This window comes from Mesorhizobium sp. WSM4871, from assembly GCF_055811295.1.
On sequence record NZ_JBVVPU010000010.1, the window covers coordinates 170,608 to 189,511 of the forward strand.

The following is an 18,904-nucleotide window of genomic DNA, read 5'->3' on the forward strand; positions in this document are numbered from 1 at the left end:
TTTTAATTAATCCTACACCCCCCAACCCCCTATTCATGAGCGTCTCGTGGGCTCGGATATGTTTATAAGACACAGCTCTACGGCGAGCGGCCGGCCGGCCGGCTGGCGCAACTGGCGAGGGTCACCAACCGCCGGCTGGTGCTGGCGGTCGAGGGCGGGCCCAGCGTTTCGGTGAAATAGGCCGTTTTCGTCAAATAGATGCCTCGGTAAAATGATCCGGAGTTTCGTGGCGGTGGGCAAACGCGGAGCGAAAAATCCATGAGCAGTGCAGAGCCATCGTCCGGTTCCGCAGCCGAGGCACTCGGTTACGATCCGGCAATCAAGCGCAAATTGCTTGCAGGCATCGAGTCCGGCCTGCTACGCGACCTGCATGTCGTTTTGGCTTCCCATTCCGGGAGCGTCTTCCTTGAGCATTATACGCAAGGTATCGACGAGGAGTGGGGTCGCCCGCTGGGGCATGTCGCCTTCGACGCCGGCGCACTGCACGATCTGCGCTCGGTGACCAAGAGCATTGTCAGCTTGCTCTATGGCATCGCGCTCGACAAGCAACTGGTGCCGCCGCCCGAAGCGACGCTTCTAGCGCAGTTTCCGGAATATGCCGATCTTGCCCAGGATCCGGCTCGCGCCAGGATTGCGATCGGCCATGCGCTGACGATGACGCTAGGCATGGAATGGGATGAAAACCGCCCCTACAGCGATCCGCTTAACAGCGAGATCGCGATGGAACTCGCCCCAGATCGCTATCGCTTCGTCCTCGATCGGCCGATCATTGCCGAGCCCGGAAGCCGCTGGATCTATTCCGGAGGCAGCGTTGCGCTCATTGGCGCGATCATCGCGAGAGGCACAGGTCAATCGCTGCCGGACTTCGCGCGTGATGCGTTGTTCACGCCGCTCGGCATCGAGCGCTTCCATTGGTCAGCCGGCAATGACGGCGTTGCTTCGGCGGCATCCGGGCTCCGGTTGACCGCGCCGGATCTTCTGAAGATCGGCCAAATGCTTCTTCGCAAGGGCGTGTGGAACGGACAAACAATCGTGTCCGAAGGCTGGATAGAGGCGTCGTTCACGCCTGCGATCTCGACGCCGGACGGCCTTGGTTATGGCCGGTTGTGGTTCACCGGCGACGCACCGGCGCCAGCATTCGCCGCCCCGAAATCATGGTATGGGGGTTTCGGCAATGGCGGACAGCGGCTCTGGCTGATGCCCGAGGCCGACATCGCCGCCGTGATCTATGCAGGCAAGTACAACGCCCAGGATGCCTGGGTGACGCCGACCCGCGTCTGGCGCGAGATCATTCTGGCCAATTTTTGGGGCACCTGAGGCGGTCAGGTGACGTCGGCGCCGACTCCAAACGCTCGACCGTCGAGCGAATATGCCCCGGCGCCCGCCATCGCCAGCGCCAGGAAACCGCCAGCGATGGCGATGTCCTTCATCAGCATCTGTGAATGCATGAAGGTCAGCGTCGGATCGCCGCCGCCCTGGCCGTAATGGCCGATAAAGCCGGCGGCAGCGCAAAAGGCGGCGAGCAGCAGCGCCACGATCGGCGTCTTGAAACCGATGAGGATAGCGAGCCCGGCGATCAGCTCGAACAGGCCGGTGCCCCAGGCAGCCAATGTCGGCAGCGGCAGGCCAAGCCCGGCAAAATAGCCTGAGGTGCCGGCGATGTCGGCGAGCGCGTGGAAACCGGACGGAACGAACAGCGCGGCGAGCAGCAGCCGGGAAATGAGAAGCAGCACATTACGGGGCATGGTCACCTCCGTTGTCGGCGGCCGGTCGGCCTGTTCCGGTACCAGTCTAGCAGAAATCGCTGGTTCGGGACGTATGCCCAGACAACGAAAGAGGGGCGCGAAAAATTCCGCGCCCCTTTTTCCATAGATAATCTCTGGCCTGCTTCAGCCGCGCTTGGCGTCGATCGAGAGCGCGCCGGCGCCCGAGGAAGCCAGTACGAGGAAGCCGCCGGCGATCGCCAGGTTCTTCATGAAGCTGATCATCTGCATCTGATCGGCCCAGCCGGTATGGGCAACCAGGCCCGTGGCGATGGTGAAGATCGCTAGCACCCAGGCAGTGATGCGCGTCTGGAAGCCGACCAGGATGGCAAGGCCGCCAAGCAGCTCGATCAGGCCGACGACGATGGCGGTTACGGTCGGCAGCGGCAGGCCGAGGCTGCCGAAATAGCCAGCGGTGCCGGCAATGGCGGTGAGCTTGCCGAAACCGGAAAGCAGGAAAATGACGGACAGCAGGATGCGGCCGAGCAGGATCGTGGTTGAAGCGCTTGAAGCGGTGCCGGTACCGGCGACGGAAGTGTTGGTGGACATGGCGGGTCTCCGAATGGGATTGATGCCCATTCAGATAGAGGAGGACCACTGTTCACCAAAGATGCATATGTGGTGACAGATCGTTCACCGCAGTAAAGCTATCGTGATTGGCCCGCTTGTGATTAGCCGTGTCTTTCAGACCGCCCCTCTTACCCAGGATGCGTCATATCTTCCGGCCGCACCAGCCGGTCGTAGTCCGCCTCGCTGACCAGCCCGGTGGCCAAAGCCTCCTCGCGCAGCGTGGTGCCGTTCTTGTGCGCGGTCTTGGCGATCTTGGCGGCATTGTCGTAGCCGATGGTCGGCGCCAGCGCGGTTACCAGCATCAGCGAGCGGTTAAGCGCGGCCTTGATGTTGTCTTCCCGCGCCTCGATGCCGACGACGCAATTGTCTGTAAACGAGATCGAGGCGTCGGCCAGAAGCTGCACCGACTGCAGGAAATTATAGGCCATCAGCGGATTGTAGACGTTGAGTTCGAAATGGCCCTGGCTGCCGGCGAAGGTCACCGCGGCATTGTTGCCGAACACCTGGATGCAGACCTGCGTCAACGCCTCGCACTGGGTCGGGTTGACCTTGCCCGGCATGATCGAAGAGCCGGGCTCGTTTTCCGGCAGCGACAGTTCGCCGAGGCCGGAGCGCGGGCCGGAGCCGAGCAGACGGATGTCGTTGGCGATCTTGAACAGCGCGCCGGCGCAGGCGTTGATGGCGCCGTGCGAGAACACCATGGAATCATGCGCCGCCAGCGCCTCGAACTTGTTCGGCGCGGTGACGAAAGCGATGCCGGTGATGGCGGCGATGCGATCCGCCACTCTCTCGGCAAAGCCGACCGGCGCGTTGAGGCCGGTGCCGACGGCTGTGCCGCCTTGCGCCAGTTCCTGCAGGCCGGGCAGTGTCAACTCGATGCGTTTGATCGACGAGGCGACCTGCGCGGCATAGCCGGAGAATTCCTGGCCAAGGGTGAGGGGAGTGGCATCCTGCGTATGGGTGCGGCCGATCTTGATGATGTGGGCGAACGCCTTGGTCTTGGCTTCAAGCGCCTTGTGCAGATGCTTCAGCGCCGGCAGGAGATCGTGCACGATGCGCTCGGCGCAGGCGATATGCATGGCCGTCGGATAGGTGTCGTTCGACGACTGGCTCATATTGACGTGGTCGTTGGGGTGCACCGGCTTTTTCGACCCCATGACGCCGCCAAGCATCTCGATCGCCCGGTTAGAGATCACCTCATTGGCGTTCATGTTGGATTGCGTGCCCGAGCCGGTCTGCCAGACGACCAGCGGAAAGTGCTCGTTGAGCTTGCCGTCGATGACCTCCTGCGAGGCTTCGATGATCACCTTGCCGATCGCCGGATCGAGCCGCTTCAGCTCCATATTGGCTTCCGCCGCCGCGCGCTTGACGATGCCGAGCGCACGCACGATCGAGACCGGCTGCTTCTCCCAGCCGATCTTGAAATTGCCAAGGGAGCGCTGCGCCTGCGCGCCCCAGTAGCGGTCCGCCGGGACCTCGATGGGACCGAATGTATCGGTTTCGGTTCTGGTCTTTGGCGCGCTCACTTGTCTCTCCGGTCTGTCGAATTCGGCAACGGCGTATCGCGTTGCACAAAAGGCTTCAAGCGGAGATTGTGAGGGATGTGGATGCAAATCGGTTGAAGGTGCAGCGTATGAACTTCAGCCGAGCAGCGATTGCGCGGTCGGCGACAGCCGCAACGTCTCGATCGGCTTTGCCAGGTCTGATTGTAGCGCCTGCCATTCGGGCGAGGCGGCCAAGGCTGCCTCATGGCGGGCATGCGCCTCGGTGCTGTCGAAACCGGTGACGCTGATGAAGACGTTCTCGCCAGCCCGCACCGGCAGTCGCGGAAAACTGTTCTCGGCATGCTCGCTGACGAAGGCGCCGAGCAGCTTTGCACCGAGCGTTTTGAGCACCGGAACGGCTTTCGTTTCGAAGTCTTTGGCGAAACCAGCCTCGGCGCCCGGTCGCAAATGATGAATCCGGATGACAACGATATCCTTCAAGTAGCTCTCATAGTTTGGTTTTTCATCGTCCGACGGGCTCGGCCGCTGCGATGCCGGCAGGTCGAACCCGGCACTAGGCCACGCCGGTTTGAGCAGAAGCACGTCGTCGGACGAGATCATCGTCGCATTGGCGGCGTCGCGCCAGGCAGCCCATACCGGTCCTCCGTAAAAGGCGGTCAGAGCGTCCTTCCGCGCGGCCATGCCGCCGAAGCCGCGCAGCCAGACGAACATGTCAGGGCGGTCGAGATCGCGGAACTGGCCGATGATGGTCATGCCGGCCGCTTCCTGGCCTTCGATCAGCCTGCCGTCGAAGATGCCGATCAGCGTCTCGCGCTGGCCGGGCTTCAGCACATATTGCCTGAGTTCGACGACAGGCGAGGCGTTGAGGCCGGATTTCGGCGGCGCATTCAGGGGCAGGTTCATCGCTCGACTCCAAAACAGGATGATCGTCCTGTTTTAAGACAGACCGGTTGTCCTGTTTTGTCAATCTGCTATCTCTGGGAAATGTCAGCAGCGAACGGCTCTCCCACAACAACGCGGTCCCGGAAGCGCACGAACGATCCCGAAGGCATGCGCAAACGCGTGCTCGACGTGGCGGAAGCCTCCTTCCAGGCGCGCGGCTATCACGCCTCCAGCATCGGCGACCTGATGGCGGCGGCGGGCGTCACCGGTGGCGCGTTGCACCACCATTTTCCGACCAAGAAGGCGCTGGCTTTGGCGGTGATCGAGGAGCGGGTGGCAACTGCCGTCGAGGAAACCTGGATCGCCCCGGTGCAAGCGGCTGCCTCGGCCCGCGAGGGCGTGCGCAGGGTGTTCGAGGCTGTGGCGGCGGAGCTTGAGAGCCAGGGTTTCGTGCGCGGCTGCCCGCTCAACAATCTGGCGCATGAATTGTCGCTGGCTGATCCGGATTTCCGCATGGCCCTTGCCGGCATCTTTTCGGCATGGCGCCAGGCGATCGCCGACAAGGCCAGGGCCGACCGGCAAGCAGGTGGGGGCATCGATCCCGAGCACTTCGCGGCGCTGGCAGTCGCTGTCTATTCCGGCGCCATGTCGATGGCCAAGACGGCGCAGGACGCCGGCGTGCTGCGCGATTGCTTGAACGCGCTGGAGCAGAGGGCTTCCCCGGCTTCGTCATCGTCAGGAGGCGCAGTTACGAAGCGACGTCGCCGGGTGCTGCTGCGACCCAAAACCCTTTGATGCCGGCGGGACAGCTGTCCCGCCAACGCTCCAGTGTTCAGGCTGCGGACCTACTCCGCCAATGGCTTGATCACCTCATAGCCGACCACGCTTTCGGCGCTCGTGCCCTCGTCGTAGCGTTTGGCGAGAACCGCCTGCAGGTCGGGCGCGTAGAGCGCGGTGAACTCATCCAGCGTTTCGCCGGCCTGGTTCTTGATCGTCTCCTTGACGGCGAGCACATTGTATTTGCAGGTGCCCAGGCTGAACGTTTCCTTGCCTTTGACGGCGAGTTCCAGCGTCTCCGTGCCTTTCGGTTGCTTGTTTGGCGCCAGACGAACGAAAATCGTCTTGCTTTTCGCCCCTGCCTTGAGCGGAAACAGCTTTCGGAGATCGGAAAAGGGGATCATCGCAAGCTGACCCGTCTTGCTGTCGCGAAACACCTCGATCAGGCCGCCGAACAGGAATTGCGTCTGCGGCGAGGCGGATTCATATGTGTTGGCGACATGCATCATTCCGCCGGCCGCGGGTCGAAACTCGCTGCTTATGCCCGGCTTCGAAAGGATGAAGCCGGCCTTGGCGGCCTTGGCGTCTATGCATTCGGCGCCGTGCGCGGTGTTCGCCGTGGCCAGGATGACAAATGTAATGCCGATGGCGGCAACTCTCATGAGGGCCTCCTCTTTCCTTCACAACTTGGGCGTTAGCCCAAAAGGAATGCCAGACTGACGCCACGCTGTCGATGGCCGATGGAATTCGGTGCGAGACTGGACGGCCGGGCGCCGGTCATGCGAATTTCAGTGCATGAAGAATTGCCGCTCGTCGAAATCGGTCTCCCGGCGCAACTTCCTGGCGCAAGCCGTGGGGTTTGCTGCGATAGGAGCCTTTGCGCGTCCCGCGCTCAGTCAGACCGGGCAGCGCGTCCAGCCCATCGACGCCACCTTTCTGTTCATCGCCGATGTCCATGCCTGCCGCATGGCCAGCGGCTTGAGCCCGAATTGCCAGCAGGAAGGCAAGACCGACGCGGCCTTGCTGCGCAGTGTCGCGGCTCTGAACGGCATCGGCGACAAGCAATGGCCTGCCGAAATCGGCGGCGTCGCCACCGGCCTGCGCTCGGCCGGCAGCCGCATCGCCACGCCGCTCGGCCTCGTCGTCGGCGGCGACATGACCGACGATGGCGGCGGCCAGATCACCGAGCCTAGCGAGGGCACGCAGCTTCTCCAGTTCAGCCAACGCTATCAGCAAGGCGTCGGCCCCGATCGCGTGCACATGCCGGTCTATGTCGGGCTCGGCAACCATGATCTCGACCAGAACGGCCCGCCGCCGCATGTCGACTGGTACCGGCGCGAATTGCGCGACTATGTCGAGGTCAACCACCGCCCGGGCGTGTTCTTCAAGCCGCCGGTGCCGGCGACCGAGTACGATGTCGATACCGACTGTTATTCCTGGGACTGGGGTGGCCTGCACCTCGTCCAGACGCACCGCTTCGCCGGCGACACCGGCCATGGCGCGGTCTCCAGCCTGCCATGGCTGAGGCAGGATCTGGCGACCTATGCCGGCGACGGCCGCCCCGTCATCCTGTTCCAGCACTATGGCTGGGACACTTTTTCCATCGAGCGGTGGGATCCGGCCAGGCGGACCTTTGACGATGAAGGCGCCGGCGCCCCGCATTGGTGGAGCGAGGCGGATCGGCAGGCGCTGCTGGCAACGCTGAAGGGCTACAATGTCATCGCCATCTTTCACGGCCACCAGCACGAGGTGCCGATGATCTACCGCAGCGACGGGGTCGATCTGTTCAAGCCGAAAGCCGCCTATATGGGCGGCTTCGCGCTGGCGCGGGTGACCAGTGACGGCATGGATGTGGTGCTGGGCGAGGCAACCGGCGACCATGGCGAAGTCGCTTTCACCAATGCTTTCTCCAAGGAGTTCTAGAAACAAAAAAAGGCAGCCGAAGCCACCTTCCTCGTCGCCTCGGTGGCGCAATGCCCTATCAAAGCGCCTTCTTCACCTTGTCCTTCACGTCGCCATAGCCCTTCTGCACCTTGCCGGCGATCTTGTCGGTTGCACCCTCGGCCTCGGTCTGCCGGTTGCCCGTGGCTTTGCCGGTGGCTTGCTTGACCGAGCCTTTGACCTGCTTGGCCACGCCCGCCACCTGATCCTTGTTCACCATTGTGCGCATCTCCTGGGGTTGTTTCGTCCGCGGGAGGCAGAACGGGCCGGTGCGGCTTCGGTTCCATGCCGTGTAATCTCTTGAGCGACTGGTTGCGCCGGGCGAGGCAATGCGGCTAGGTTCTGCCCGGCTGCGTACGAGGACAGGCCGGGGAGTTCGATGCGTTTTCACCTTGTCTGTGCCGTTGTGGCCTCGGTACTTCTGGCCGGCTGCGTCGCCGACGATGTCGGGCCGATCAACGTCTTCACTCCCCAGGCCGGCCAACCGTCGCCGACCTACATTCCCGATCCGGGTGACGACGGCTCGACCGTGGTCGGCCTCGCCTTCTCCGGCGGTGGTACAAGGGCCGCGGCCTTCTCCTACGGCGTGCTGCGTGCGCTGGACGACATCGTCATCGACGAGCGGCCGCGCAGGCGCACCCTCGTCGACAATGTCAGGATGATCTCCGGTGCGTCAGGCGGTGCGGTGGCCGCCGCCTATTTCGGCTACAAGGGCAAGGACGGCTACCGCGATTTTCGCGAGCGGTTCCTGATCCAGAATGCGGAAGCCGACCTCAGGGAAAGAATTTCGCCGGTCAATCTCGTGCGCGCCTACTATGGCGGCGTCAACGACCGCAGCGGCTTCGCCAAATGGCTGAACGACCATCTCTTCGACGGCGCGACATTCGACGCGTTCCGCAGGCCCGCCGGCCCTATCGTGTGGATCAATGCTTCCGACATCTACAACCGCACGCCGTTCCTGTTCACCTACGACACCTTCGCGGCTCTGTGCAGCGACCTCGACAAGGTGCGGCTTGCCGATGCGGTGGCGGCTTCGGCCGCGGTGCCGATCGTCTTCGCGCCGATCGTCGTCGCCGCGACCAGCCCGGATTGCGGTTATCAAAGGCCGCAATGGCTGAGCCGGGCGCTTGCCGATCACAACGCGCCGCTGAGGTTGAAGGCTTACGCCGCCGCGCTCGATGCCTACCAGAATGCCGGCCCGCGCGACTATGTGAAGCTGCTGGACGGTGGCCTGACCGACAATATCGGCGTCACTGGTTTCGCGCTCGAACGCTACGCCGCAAGCACGCCTTACGGACCGCTCTCGCCGTCGGCCGCCGTTCGGCTGACGACGCTGATCTTCATCGTCGTAGATGCCGGCAGCGGCAGCGACCGGAACTGGGCAAAGTCGCTGCACGGGCCGAAGGCCAGCGAACTGCTCAACGTTACGACCAGCACCACGCTCGCCGCCTCGGTGCGCGACGAATTCGACGCGCTGACGCTGGCCGTCTCGCAATGGCAGGGCGAACTCGTGCGCTACCGCTGCGGCTTGCCCGCCTCGACCGTGTCCGCCTATCGCGGTTCGGCCGTCGGCTGGAACTGCCGTGATGTCCGGCTCGTGGTCCAGCATCTGTCCTTTGCAGATATGGATCAGGCAATGCAGGTCAGGCTGAACGCCATCCCCACCAGGCTGAGACTGCCGGTGGAGCAGGTCGATCTCGCCATCGAGGCTGGCCACAAGGCGGTGCTGGTCAATGCGGATATCGCCAAGGCTGTCGCCGCCATCCGAGCCCGCGCCGGTGTCGCACCGAGAGCACAAATAGCTGCGGCACAGGAAAATTGAGCCCGCCGCGTTCAACACGGAGCAACTATCTTGGCTGAATTCACGCTCTTTATCGGCAACAAATGCTTCTCGTCCTGGTCGCTGAGGCCATGGGTGGCGATGAAGCATCTGGAGATCCCGTTCGAGGAGGGATTCGTGCGCCTGCGCACGCCTGAAACCGCCGCCAACCTTGCCAAGGTGTCGCCGACCGGGCTGGTGCCGGTGCTGAATCATAATGGCAGAATCATCTGGGAAACTCTCGCCATCCTCGAATATCTTGCCGACCTCTATCCCGAGAAGAAGCTCTGGCCGGCCGCTATCGAGGCGCGCGCATTGGCACGCTCAGTGGCGACCGAGATGCATTCCGGCTTTCGCGAGGTCCGCTATGGCTGGCCGATGAATCTGCGTCGGCCGAAGGCCTATAAGCCGCTCGATGTCGAAGGCGAGGCGCAACGGGCGCGAATCGAAAGCCTGTGGCGGCAATGCCGGGAGGGATACGGCAAGGGCGGGCCGTTCCTGTTCGGTCATTTCACCGCGGCCGATGCCATGTATGCGCCCATCGTCACCCGCTTCGACACCTATGGCGGCGAACTGGCGCCGGATATCAGGGCTTATGTCGACGCCGTGCTCTCAACGCCGGCGATGCGGCACTGGTATGAGGAGGCTGCCAGGGAGACCTGGCCGGAACCGGGACCGCACGAACAGGACTGATGACAGGACTCCAAGAGTATCGTGCGCATCGACGCGGCGACAGCCGCCGCACTCGCCAGCCGCCGCCGGGGGCAAAGGTGGCAGTTGCCGCCCGCCGCCCGGCCGGTATTTTCTATGCGGCGAGCCAGCACCCGCGCATCAACGTCAACGAGATCGTCGTCCGCCCGACCGGCCAGGAACGGTTAGTGGCAAGGCCTTCGCCACAATAATTTGCTTGAGCCCATAAAAACAATAATTTGCTTGAGCCCATAAAGAAGAACGCCCCTCGCGCGTTTTATTGCGCGGGAGGCGTCCTTTTGTCAGCCTTTCCGAAATTGCTCTCTGAACTGCTGACAAAATCAAAATGCGCAGGAACCAGAAAGGTTCCAGGTATCGTGCTTTTTTTTAAGCCGGCGCTTTTAGCGCACGATCCACACTCAGGCGCCGGCAGCGAATCTCTACTGGGGGCGCCATGCAAAAAATCGGGCAGTGTCTCAGTTTGAAATAAGCGGAATGATCAGCACGAAGACGATTTCGATGATGGGGATCAAAGCATAGATGGCAAGAAAACCAACAATCCACATCCCGATTTTGACCAGCCATGACGGATGAGCCGTCGCCTTCCAAGCGAAATATGCGCTCGCGGTGCCCAAACACAATGCGACAATGCCAATGAGCGGAGACCGCGCCATCGGGATCATCAGATCATCAAAAACAAGGAAGGTCGCGCCGATGAAGATCAGCTGGGCCGTGAGCCCGAATAGAAACGCGCGTTTCACGCGGCCCTCCCGGTGCTGTCTTTTATCGGCATCAGGCGACGGCTTTCGTTTTGTACGGCCCGTGCTTGCCCAGCTTCGGTGCAACCGCATCCAACCAAGACACTACCAAAAATTGACATCGCGTCAAAAGACGTCTATAGGAAATTTGTCGATGTTTGTTTGAACGACTTTTGTTATCCGCGCGTCAAGCGCGCCTTTGACGAACTTCTCCCATCAAAAATCGAGACAAACGCTGTTGTGCATTCGCGCGACGGCGAACGAATATTTGCCAGGGAAAGGGTTCTTCATGACCACCGGTACAGTAAAATGGTTCAACGCCACCAAGGGTTTTGGTTTTATTCAGCCTGACGATGGCTCGGCAGACGTTTTCGTCCACATCTCGGCCGTCGAGCGCGCCGGCATGCGCGATATCGTCGAAGGCCAGAAGCTCGGCTACGAGATGGTCCGCGACAACAAGTCGGGCAAGATGTCGGCCGACCAGTTGAAGGCGGCCTGAATGCATGTCGCGCAAAACTGCGCAGCGGTTTTGCGATAACGTCATGCATGAACAATGACGGAATTCAGCCTCGCCGGTGACCACGGATGTACTGGCACCGGTGATTGGCGGAGGAGGGGTCAGGCAATGCCTGGCCTTTTTCGTTTCGGGCACGGATCGAAAGAGCATCGCCCGTCCGCCCGATATGCTAAGGTTTCCGTAATTTGAATCCGACGCCGTATTGCTTTGTGCCTGGTCTTGGCCGAAAGACCGGTCTGGCATGTTTCGGCATCACGCTCCGGACAGGAGAAAGACTTTGACCGCCACTTCGAACAAATCCCGCGATCAGGCTGAATCCATTTTCAGCAAGACTCGCACCCAGTCCATGTCGCTCAACCGCATCGTTTCCGAGCAGGATGCCGTCAGCCAGGCCCGCGAAGCCAAGACCGCGCGGCTGCGCGAACTGCGCCTGGAAAAGGAAGCCGAGGACATGGCTGCTGCCGCGGCCCTTGCCGGCGTGCCGAAGGGCGTTGGGCCGAAACGCGCGGGCAAACGCTGATGGCCACCAAGCGCGTGCCGCAAACCCCGATCGCCGCCGATGCGACCATCGCCGACATGGTCGAGGTCCTGGATAAGCCGGTTGAATATGTCCGGCGCGTGCTGGAGAAACTGGAGCGCTGCAAGCGCGCCCATGGCGATGCCCAGGTGCGGGTCGGCGTGCGCGGCCGCGCCGAGGCCCCGAACTATCTGATCGAATATGCGCGGGAAAATGCCAAGACCCGTGAGCGTGAGACCTATCAGGATGCCGCCTATAGCGGCAGCACGCATCGCGAGCTGGCGCCGCATCATATCGCGGAGGCCAGGAACTGGTCGCCGGAGGAAATGAACATCACGGCGGTCTCGGCGCTGATCGGCCGCCTGCGCAACCCGCGCGCGCCGGCATCGCGTTTTTCCGACGAGGATTGATATGGCCATCAAGTTTTCCGCCAAGGACCAGCCGGCAGCACCGGCTGCCGCCGCAAAGCCGGCCAAGCCGGCTGCCGCGCCGAAAGCAGGCGAAGCCACCGGGGCTGCGGTCGATTTGTTCGAAACGCCGGCCGAAGCGCCGTCACGCAAAACCAAGAAGAAGAAATAGCAGCCTTGCCGCGGCACGCCGATCCTGTCCGGCCAGGGCAGCTTGCCGCGGCGATCGCCACGGACTTTTCTTCCCTGCAGGAAGCTGCCACTCTCTTCGACTGCCAGAGCTGCGGTGCCTGCTGCTCCTATTCGGCCGAATGGCCGCGCTTTTCCACCGAGGATGACGCGCAGCTCGACCGCATTCCGCAAAAATATGTGTCCTCGAACGAAGCCGGCATGCGCTGCGACGGCGTGCGCTGTTCAGCCCTTTCCGGTGAGGTTGGCAAGCACACTGCTTGCGGCATCTACGAGCTGCGCCCGGATGTCTGCCGCGCCTGCATGCCCGGCGACGACGATTGCCTGATGGCACGCAAGGCGCACGGGCTGCCGACGTAGCGCCGTTTCCTCGCCAATCGCCACCGCTTGTGCGCCGACCTTCGGCCCGATAACTTGCTTGCCAGGCAGGTCGTGGAGGATCATCCCGTGAGCATCGAATTTCTGTTGACGTCGCTGATTGTCGTGGCTTCGCCCGGCACCGGCGTTCTCTACACGCTGAGCGCCGGCCTTTCGCGTGGCACCAGAGCCAGCATCATTGCCGCTTTCGGCTGCACGCTCGGCATCATCCCGCATATGGCGGCCGCCATCACCGGACTGGCGGCGTTGCTGCACACCAGCGCACTCGCTTTCGAGACGCTGAAATATCTGGGCGTCGCCTATTTGCTCTACATGGCGTGGAACACGCTGAAGGAGAGCGGCGGCTTGAACGTCGGGCAGGATGTCGCGCCGCGCTCGGCCGGCAAGGTGATCACCTCGGGCATCCTGATCAACATCCTCAACCCGAAACTGTCGATCTTCTTCTTCGCCTTCCTGCCGCAATTCGTCAGCACCACCGAGCCGCATGCGCTGTCGAAGATGCTGGAGCTTTCCAGCGTCTTCATGCTTTTGACCTTTGTCGTCTTCGTCGGCTACGGCATCTTCGCCGCCTCTATCCGCAGCCATGTCGTGTCGCGGCCGATGGTGATGACCTGGATGCGCCGCACCTTCGCCGGCGCCTTCGTCATGCTTGGCGCCAAGCTGGCGCTGACCGAGAGGTAGCGAGGAAAACAGTCCTCCCCATCAGGCTAGTCGATGATTTCAGCGGTGCCTTCCGCCTGCAAGCGCGCGAGCCCATCCTTCATCTGCTGCAGCCTTTCAGGTGGATGCCCTTGCCACTTCGTAACTTCGGCAATGATGCGCAGTGGCTCGCGGGAGCGATAGGACAGCGTCGGATTGCCGGGAAACTTCTTATCGGTCAGGTTGGGATCGTCCATGATCGGCCCGGTCGGCTCCACGACATAGATCCGTTCCGGCCCATTGCCGGCGGCGAGTTCGGCGCCCCAGATAGCGGCGTCCAGCGTACCCGCAAAATAGACCCAGGACAGCGGCTTGGCCTCGGCGAAGTTGGACTGGTGACCTACGACAATCAGGTCTCCGGGTTTCAGATCGGCCCGCGTCCCGTGAAAGAACGACTGTGAAAACAAGCTGGCGGAAGCTGACATAGGTTCGAGGCTCCTTTGATGCGAATCGAGGGCCGACTTCATGCCACAAGTATCCCGGCTTGACGCAATCCCCTCCCAGGGTGCACGATTATAGCAGGAAGGTGTGGCACGTTCCTTCTCCTGCAAATTTCAGCGTTGAGGCGAGTAGGGCGGTAGCCTGTTCGCCGATGCCAATCGGCAGGCGAGAGCAGCCTTGGGCTGCCATCTCCGGATGAAATCGCCCCGGGGAAGATCGGACGAAAGATTGCAGACCGCCGCCGCCCGATATGGACTTGGGCGTGGCGAAGGGCGGAAGGCCGGCGCTACCCCTTCACATAGCCCATCGCCTCGACAATCCGCCCTCCCGCAACCCGCATCAGGTTGACGCCGCGCAGCGACTTGCCGTCGGCCATGAAATAGCGCCAGCGGATCGTCGCCCGCTCGCCGGCGACGAAGGTTTCCTCCACCTCGAAACGCGTGCCCGGTTGGGTAGCGATCGCCGACCACAGCCCGATGCAGGCTTCGCGGCCTATGTGGCGCGCGCCATCCGGCGCCGGCACGGTGTTCTCGATCACGCAACCCTCAGCCACCAGCTCGGCGAGCGCCGACGGGTCGTGGCGCTGGAACACTTCGTTGTAGCGCCGCATGATCTCGGCGGTCCGGCTGGACAGCTCGTTCGCGGCCGCGTCCATGACAAGTTCCTGTGTCATCTCCATTCTCCTGGTTTCATTGGCCTTTGACGGCGTCGACGAGCGAGGCCCTGAGCGTGATGCGAGGCACGTCGGCAAGGGCGCGTGAGACGAGGCAGGCCGACTTGGCGGACTGCGCCAGACGCTCGAATTCATCTTCTGCGATGTCAGCGATCTTGGCCTCGGTTTCGAGTTCAATGCGTGTGATCGCCGGCCCCGCCTCGGTCGCGCCGAGGTGGACCTTGGCGATGGTGCGGATGTTCTGGGCGACGTGGCCGTCGCGGCCGAGGATGGCGGTCAGCGCCATCGAGAAGCAGCCGGCATGCGCGGCGGCGATCAGCTCTTCCGGGTTGGTGCCGGAGCCATTCTCGAAACGCGACGGAAACGAATAGGCGCCTTCGAAGACGCCGCTGCCGAGACGCAAGCGGCCCGAACCTTCCTTCAGCGTGCCTTGCCATTCGGCTGATGATTCACGGACTGTCACTGAACCTCTCCTCGTTTGTATGCAGACTGATCTACATATTATATAGACCGGTTGTCATATCCCTGGCAAGGCCTTATAATGCCGGCTCCTGACAGAGGCTGACATGGCGAAAGACACCCGGACCCGCATGCTCGAGGCGACTGGACTGCTGCTGAGGCAGCGGGGCTACCACGGCACCTCGCTCAACGACATATTGAGCGCCAGCGCAGCACCCCGTGGCTCGCTCTACTTCCATTTTCCGGGCGGCAAGGACCAGCTGGTCATCGAGGTGACGCGCGACAGCATCGCCAGGGTGACGGAGGGGCTCACAGAGGCGCTCGCCGCCGAGCGCGATCCGGCCGTGGCCGTTCATCATATCTACCAGTCGGTGGCGCGCATGCTGGAGGACAGCCAGTTCTCGCTCGGCTGTCCGATCGCGCCTGTCGTGCTGGATTCGCCGACGCCGGAGTTGGCGGAACTGTGCCGCACGGCCTTCGAGCAATGGATCGGCCTGCTGCGGGAGGCCTTCGTCAGGGCAGGGGTGCCGGAACGCCGCGCGCACGTCCTGGCGCTGCTTGTCGAATCCTCGCTGGAAGGGCTGATGGTGATCGCGCGCGCCACCCGCGACCGCGCCCCGGTGCTGGCGGTGGCCGACGAGGTTGCCGCCCTGATCGAAGGCGCCGTGCTTGCCGGCCAAGCGCGGCAACGCGCGGATGCGCCCGTGTAGGCCTGGCAGCTTCAAGCCTTAAATGCAGAAAGGGCGACCTCTCGGCCGCCCTTTCGTTTTTAGAGGTTGGTAGGGCTGGATTAGAAATCCATGCCGCCACTCAAGCCCGCTTGCGGGCTTGAGCAATGTTAGTTGATGGGCGTGCTTTATGGATTTCCTTAGAAATCCATGCCGCCCATGCCGCCCATGCCGCCGCCGCCCATGCCGCCAGGCATGCCGCCGCCAGCCGACTCCTTCTTCGGAGCCTCGGCGATCATGGCTTCGGTGGTGACCAAGAGGCCTGCAACCGAGGCCGCATCCTGGAGAGCCGTGCGCACGACCTTGACCGGATCGACGATACCCATGGCGATCATGTCGCCATATTCGCCGGTCTGGGCGTTGTAACCGTAGGTCGCGCCCTTGTTCTCAAGGATCTTGCCGGCAACGATCGAGGCTTCCGCACCGGCGTTGGCCGCGATCTGGCGGGCCGGAGCCTGCAGCGCGCGACGCACGATGTTGATGCCGGCGGTCTGGTCGGAATTGGCGCCGGTGGCCTTGATGTTCAGCGAAGCGCGCAGCAGGGCGACGCCGCCGCCGGGAACGATGCCTTCTTCGACGGCCGCGCGGGTCGCGTTGAGGGCGTCATCGACGCGGTCCTTCTTTTCCTTGACTTCGATCTCGGTCGCACCGCCGACGCGGATCACCGCAACGCCGCCCGCCAGCTTGGCGAGACGTTCCTGCAGCTTCTCCTTGTCGTAGTCCGAGGTGGTCTCCTCGATCTGCTGCTTGATCTGGGCGACGCGGCCCTGGATTTCGGCCTTCTTGCCGGCGCCGTCGACGATGGTGGTGTTCTCCTTGGAGATCGACACCTTCTTGGCGCGGCCGAGCATGTTGAGGCCGACATTCTCGAGCTTGATGCCGAGGTCTTCCGAGATGACCTGGCCACCGGTGAGGATGGCGATGTCTTCCAGCATGGCCTTGCGGCGATCGCCGAAGCCCGGCGCCTTGACGGCGGCGATCTTCAGGCCGCCACGCAGCTTGTTGACGACGAGCGTGGCCAGAGCCTCGCCTTCGACGTCTTCCGAGATGATGACCAGCGGCTTCGAGGTCTGCACGACAGCCTCGAGGATCGGCAGCATGGCCTGCAGGTTGGAGAGCTTCTTCTCGTGGAGAAGGATGTAGGCGTCTTCCAGATCGGCGACCATCTTGTCGGCGTTGGTGACGAAGTAGGGCGAGAGATAGCCGCGGTCGAACTGCATGCCTTCGACGACTTCGAGTTCGGTCTCCGCGGTCTTGGCTTCCTCGACCGTGATGACGCCCTCATTGCCGACCTTCTGCATCGCTTCGGCGATCATCGAGCCGACCGAGGCATCGCCGTTGCCGGCGATCGTGCCGACCTGGGCAACCTCTTCCGAGGTCTTGATCTTCTTGGCGTTCTTGATCAGCGTCGCGACGACGTCGCTGACGGCGAGGTCGATGCCGCGCTTCAGGTCCATCGGGTTCATGCCGGCGGCAACCGCCTTGTGGCCTTCCTGGACGATCGACTGCGCCAGAACGGTCGCGGTCGTGGTGCCGTCGCCGGCGATGTCATTGGTCTTCGAAGCAACTTCGCGGACCATCTGCGCGCCCATGTTCTCGAACTTGTCCTCAAGCTCGATTTCCTTGGCGACGGTGACGCCGTCCTTGGTGATGCGCGGAGCGCCGAACGACTTGTCGATGACGACGTTGCGGCCCTTGGGGCCGAGCGTGACCTTCACCGCGTCGGCGAGGATGTTGACGCCGCGCAGCATGCGCTCACGGGCGTCGCGGGAGAATTTTACGTCTTTGGCAGCCATGTTTAGCTCCTGGCAGGGGCTTGGATTAAGCCCGAAGATTCAAGTTGAACGTGAGGCCGATATTCAGCCGATGATGCCCATGATGTCGGATTCCTTCATGATCAGAAGGTCTTCGCCATTGAGCTTGACTTCGGTGCCCGACCACTTGCCGAACAGGATGCGGTCGCCGGCCTTGACGTCCAGGGGGACGAGCTTGCCGGCTTCGTCGCGGGCACCGGAGCCGACGGCGATGATCTCGCCTTCCTGCGGCTTTTCCTTCGCCGTATCCGGGATGATGATCCCGCCGGCGGTCTTGGATTCGGATTCGACCCGGCGTACGACCACGCGGTCATGAAGCGGGCGGAACTTCGACTTTGCCATTTTTTCTTCCTCGAATGAGACTGGTGAGACAGTTCCTCCATCCGGCGATGCCGGATATGAGTTAGCACTCACCAAAGGCGAGTGCTAACGTGGCGCTGAAATAGGCTGGCGGCATGCGAGAGTCAAGGCGCTCGTGAGCCGATCGGCACCGAAGATGATCCTATTTGTGCTCTGTCGATTGCTTCGGCGATCCAAGCACCAGAAGCGGGCACCGTTCCGCCAGCGGGTAGGAGCCGCTCGGCACGACGCGGACGTCGCCGAACCAGACATTCGCCTCATCGACCAGCATGGCCAGCTTTGCGAAACTGTAGCTCGTGTCGGAACCCGCATAGACGTCGATTGTGTTGATCGACGCGATGCTCCATCCCGTCCGTGCGGCAAGTGCCTCGCGATCGGGGAACAGGCGGTCGAACGTGTCACGGATCGTCCGTACCTCGATTGCGCAGTCGCAGCCGCCGGTCGTGCACGCCATCGCGATCCGCCATTTGAGCGCGTGGAAATTCTCGATGTCGCCAGCCAGGACCTGGGCTTCGATGCCCGGCAAGTCCTCGGTCGTTTCCGGGCTGGCGAAAACGCGGATCGCTGCGCGCCTGCCGGGCTTCAGCACCCTTGCGATTTCGCCAAGCAGCGTATCGCGGGCCATCTTCGAATCGACGGCCGACAGGCAGCCGTCGCCGATGACCGCATCGGCACTTGCGCCGCCAACGGGCAGGTCCAGCCAATTGCCGGCCACCGCCCTGCGCGAGGCATCGTCGCCGGCCCATACGCCGGAAATCATGGCCGCCGACTGATCGACCGCCAGCATCGATCTGCCCAGCACGGCCAGTTCGGGCGTCACTCCCAGGAGGAGAACGTCGGCGTCGGCCAGATCAAGCTCGCGCTCGAATATTGCAACCGTTTCCGGGGTCGGCCGAAGCGGCGCGTCCAGAAGCATCCAATGACGATGATAATTGTCCCAATGATTTGTCATTCAAGTCGATTGCAAACCGAGAATTCTGGCTTTGGTATTAGCCATCGCTTAATGGAAATCGGTAG

The 18,904-nt window shown here is 62.6% G+C and carries 26 protein-coding genes; 13 read left to right on the forward strand and 13 right to left on the reverse strand.

What is annotated here, in order from left to right; genetic code table 11:
• Nucleotides 1-258 precede the first annotated feature (258 nt).
• Nucleotides 259-1,317: a serine hydrolase domain-containing protein gene (locus tag AC0L2H_RS21415; protein WP_473592071.1), complete on the forward strand. Its 1,059-nt coding sequence runs from the start codon at nt 259-261 to the stop codon at nt 1,315-1,317.
• A 5-nt stretch (nt 1,318-1,322) separates the two neighbouring features.
• Here AC0L2H_RS21415 and AC0L2H_RS21420 read toward each other — a convergent pair whose 3' ends face one another.
• The 4 genes from AC0L2H_RS21420 to AC0L2H_RS21435 all read right to left on the reverse strand — a co-directional run bounded on the left by AC0L2H_RS21420 (nt 1,323) and on the right by AC0L2H_RS21435 (nt 4,741).
• Nucleotides 1,323-1,745, reverse strand: a complete 423-nt coding sequence (locus AC0L2H_RS21420; protein WP_473592072.1) for a DoxX family protein — start codon at nt 1,743-1,745, stop codon at nt 1,323-1,325.
• A gap of 144 nt (nt 1,746-1,889) precedes the next feature.
• Nucleotides 1,890-2,312 carry a DoxX family protein gene (locus tag AC0L2H_RS21425; protein ID WP_473592073.1) on the reverse strand — a complete coding sequence of 141 codons (423 nt, stop codon included), beginning with the start codon at nt 2,310-2,312 and terminating at the stop codon, nt 1,890-1,892.
• 149 nt (nt 2,313-2,461) lie between these two features.
• On the reverse strand, nt 2,462-3,859 hold the full coding sequence (gene fumC, locus AC0L2H_RS21430; protein WP_473592074.1) for a class II fumarate hydratase: 1,398 nt from the start codon (nt 3,857-3,859) through the stop codon (nt 2,462-2,464).
• Nucleotides 3,860-3,973: 114 nt separating this feature from the next.
• Entirely contained in the window at nt 3,974-4,741 is a 768-nt protein-coding gene (locus AC0L2H_RS21435; protein ID WP_473592075.1) for an NIPSNAP family protein, read from the reverse strand.
• 147 nt (nt 4,742-4,888) lie between these two features.
• On the opposite strand from AC0L2H_RS21435, the gene AC0L2H_RS21440 reads away from it, so the two are divergent.
• A complete protein-coding gene (locus tag AC0L2H_RS21440; RefSeq protein ID WP_473592076.1) occupies nt 4,889-5,515 on the forward strand; it encodes a TetR/AcrR family transcriptional regulator in 627 nt (208 codons plus the stop codon).
• 50 nt (nt 5,516-5,565) lie between these two features.
• Here the strand turns inward: AC0L2H_RS21440 and AC0L2H_RS21445 are convergent, their stop codons facing one another.
• The gene (locus AC0L2H_RS21445) at nt 5,566-6,159 is read right to left on the reverse strand and encodes a hypothetical protein (RefSeq protein WP_473592077.1); all 594 of its coding nucleotides are present in this window, start codon (nt 6,157-6,159) and stop codon (nt 5,566-5,568) included.
• A gap of 133 nt (nt 6,160-6,292) precedes the next feature.
• Here AC0L2H_RS21445 and AC0L2H_RS21450 point away from each other — a divergent pair, with 133 nt between their 5' ends.
• Nucleotides 6,293-7,420 (forward strand): metallophosphoesterase, encoded by a 1,128-nt coding sequence (locus AC0L2H_RS21450; protein ID WP_473592078.1) that lies wholly within the window; start codon nt 6,293-6,295, stop codon nt 7,418-7,420.
• Between the two features lie 58 nt (nt 7,421-7,478).
• Here AC0L2H_RS21450 and AC0L2H_RS21455 read toward each other — a convergent pair whose 3' ends face one another.
• The gene (locus AC0L2H_RS21455; RefSeq protein ID WP_473592079.1) at nt 7,479-7,667 is read right to left on the reverse strand and encodes a CsbD family protein; all 189 of its coding nucleotides are present in this window, start codon (nt 7,665-7,667) and stop codon (nt 7,479-7,481) included.
• A 150-nt stretch (nt 7,668-7,817) separates the two neighbouring features.
• On the opposite strand from AC0L2H_RS21455, the gene AC0L2H_RS21460 reads away from it, so the two are divergent.
• The 3 genes from AC0L2H_RS21460 to AC0L2H_RS21470 are packed head-to-tail and all read left to right on the forward strand — an operon-like array spanning nt 7,818 to nt 10,159.
• Entirely contained in the window at nt 7,818-9,260 is a 1,443-nt protein-coding gene (locus tag AC0L2H_RS21460; RefSeq protein ID WP_473592080.1) for a patatin-like phospholipase family protein, read from the forward strand.
• 30 nt (nt 9,261-9,290) lie between these two features.
• Nucleotides 9,291-9,950 carry a glutathione S-transferase family protein gene (locus AC0L2H_RS21465; protein ID WP_473592081.1) on the forward strand — a complete coding sequence of 220 codons (660 nt, stop codon included), beginning with the start codon at nt 9,291-9,293 and terminating at the stop codon, nt 9,948-9,950.
• Nucleotides 9,950-10,159, forward strand: a complete 210-nt coding sequence (locus AC0L2H_RS21470) for a hypothetical protein (RefSeq protein WP_473592082.1) — start codon at nt 9,950-9,952, stop codon at nt 10,157-10,159. The genes AC0L2H_RS21465 and AC0L2H_RS21470 overlap by 1 nt, the downstream gene beginning before the upstream one ends.
• 264 nt (nt 10,160-10,423) lie before the next feature.
• On the opposite strand, the gene AC0L2H_RS21475 is transcribed toward AC0L2H_RS21470, so the two are convergent.
• Complete coding sequence (locus tag AC0L2H_RS21475) at nt 10,424-10,708, reverse strand: hypothetical protein (RefSeq protein ID WP_473592083.1); 285 nt, start codon at nt 10,706-10,708, stop codon at nt 10,424-10,426.
• Between the two features lie 286 nt (nt 10,709-10,994).
• Here AC0L2H_RS21475 and AC0L2H_RS21480 point away from each other — a divergent pair, with 286 nt between their 5' ends.
• The 6 genes from AC0L2H_RS21480 (at nt 10,995) to AC0L2H_RS21505 (ending at nt 13,394) form a co-directional block, all read left to right on the forward strand.
• Complete coding sequence (locus AC0L2H_RS21480; protein ID WP_006332139.1) at nt 10,995-11,204, forward strand: cold-shock protein; 210 nt, start codon at nt 10,995-10,997, stop codon at nt 11,202-11,204.
• Nucleotides 11,205-11,499: 295 nt separating this feature from the next.
• A complete protein-coding gene (locus tag AC0L2H_RS21485; protein ID WP_473592084.1) occupies nt 11,500-11,742 on the forward strand; it encodes a hypothetical protein in 243 nt (80 codons plus the stop codon).
• Nucleotides 11,742-12,149 carry a hypothetical protein gene (locus AC0L2H_RS21490; protein WP_473592085.1) on the forward strand — a complete coding sequence of 136 codons (408 nt, stop codon included), beginning with the start codon at nt 11,742-11,744 and terminating at the stop codon, nt 12,147-12,149. The genes AC0L2H_RS21485 and AC0L2H_RS21490 overlap by 1 nt, the downstream gene beginning before the upstream one ends.
• Before the next feature lies 1 nt (nt 12,150).
• A complete protein-coding gene (locus tag AC0L2H_RS21495) occupies nt 12,151-12,318 on the forward strand; it encodes a hypothetical protein (RefSeq protein ID WP_167434503.1) in 168 nt (55 codons plus the stop codon).
• A 5-nt stretch (nt 12,319-12,323) separates the two neighbouring features.
• Nucleotides 12,324-12,695, forward strand: a complete 372-nt coding sequence (locus AC0L2H_RS21500; RefSeq protein ID WP_473592086.1) for a YkgJ family cysteine cluster protein — start codon at nt 12,324-12,326, stop codon at nt 12,693-12,695.
• An 87-nt stretch (nt 12,696-12,782) separates the two neighbouring features.
• Complete coding sequence (locus AC0L2H_RS21505; protein WP_473592087.1) at nt 12,783-13,394, forward strand: LysE family translocator; 612 nt, start codon at nt 12,783-12,785, stop codon at nt 13,392-13,394.
• Between the two features lie 26 nt (nt 13,395-13,420).
• Here AC0L2H_RS21505 and arr read toward each other — a convergent pair whose 3' ends face one another.
• From arr to AC0L2H_RS21520, 3 genes are all read right to left on the reverse strand, one after another.
• Nucleotides 13,421-13,837 carry an NAD(+)--rifampin ADP-ribosyltransferase gene (gene arr, locus AC0L2H_RS21510; RefSeq protein ID WP_473592088.1) on the reverse strand — a complete coding sequence of 139 codons (417 nt, stop codon included), beginning with the start codon at nt 13,835-13,837 and terminating at the stop codon, nt 13,421-13,423.
• A gap of 302 nt (nt 13,838-14,139) precedes the next feature.
• A complete protein-coding gene (locus AC0L2H_RS21515) occupies nt 14,140-14,526 on the reverse strand; it encodes a nuclear transport factor 2 family protein (RefSeq protein ID WP_473592089.1) in 387 nt (128 codons plus the stop codon).
• A 16-nt stretch (nt 14,527-14,542) separates the two neighbouring features.
• Nucleotides 14,543-14,989: an OsmC family protein gene (locus AC0L2H_RS21520; protein ID WP_473592090.1), complete on the reverse strand. Its 447-nt coding sequence runs from the start codon at nt 14,987-14,989 to the stop codon at nt 14,543-14,545.
• Nucleotides 14,990-15,092: 103 nt separating this feature from the next.
• Here AC0L2H_RS21520 and AC0L2H_RS21525 point away from each other — a divergent pair, with 103 nt between their 5' ends.
• A complete protein-coding gene (locus AC0L2H_RS21525; RefSeq protein ID WP_473592091.1) occupies nt 15,093-15,695 on the forward strand; it encodes a TetR/AcrR family transcriptional regulator in 603 nt (200 codons plus the stop codon).
• A 158-nt stretch (nt 15,696-15,853) separates the two neighbouring features.
• Here the strand turns inward: AC0L2H_RS21525 and groL are convergent, their stop codons facing one another.
• The 3 genes from groL to AC0L2H_RS21540 all read right to left on the reverse strand — a co-directional run bounded on the left by groL (nt 15,854) and on the right by AC0L2H_RS21540 (nt 18,839).
• The gene (gene groL / locus AC0L2H_RS21530) at nt 15,854-17,509 is read right to left on the reverse strand and encodes a chaperonin GroEL (RefSeq protein ID WP_473592092.1); all 1,656 of its coding nucleotides are present in this window, start codon (nt 17,507-17,509) and stop codon (nt 15,854-15,856) included.
• A 63-nt stretch (nt 17,510-17,572) separates the two neighbouring features.
• Nucleotides 17,573-17,869, reverse strand: coding sequence for a co-chaperone GroES (gene groES / locus AC0L2H_RS21535; RefSeq protein ID WP_006203049.1), 297 nt, complete (start codon nt 17,867-17,869; stop codon nt 17,573-17,575).
• 160 nt (nt 17,870-18,029) lie between these two features.
• Complete coding sequence (locus AC0L2H_RS21540; protein ID WP_473592093.1) at nt 18,030-18,839, reverse strand: class I SAM-dependent methyltransferase; 810 nt, start codon at nt 18,837-18,839, stop codon at nt 18,030-18,032.
• Between the last annotated feature and the right edge of the window lie 65 nt (nt 18,840-18,904).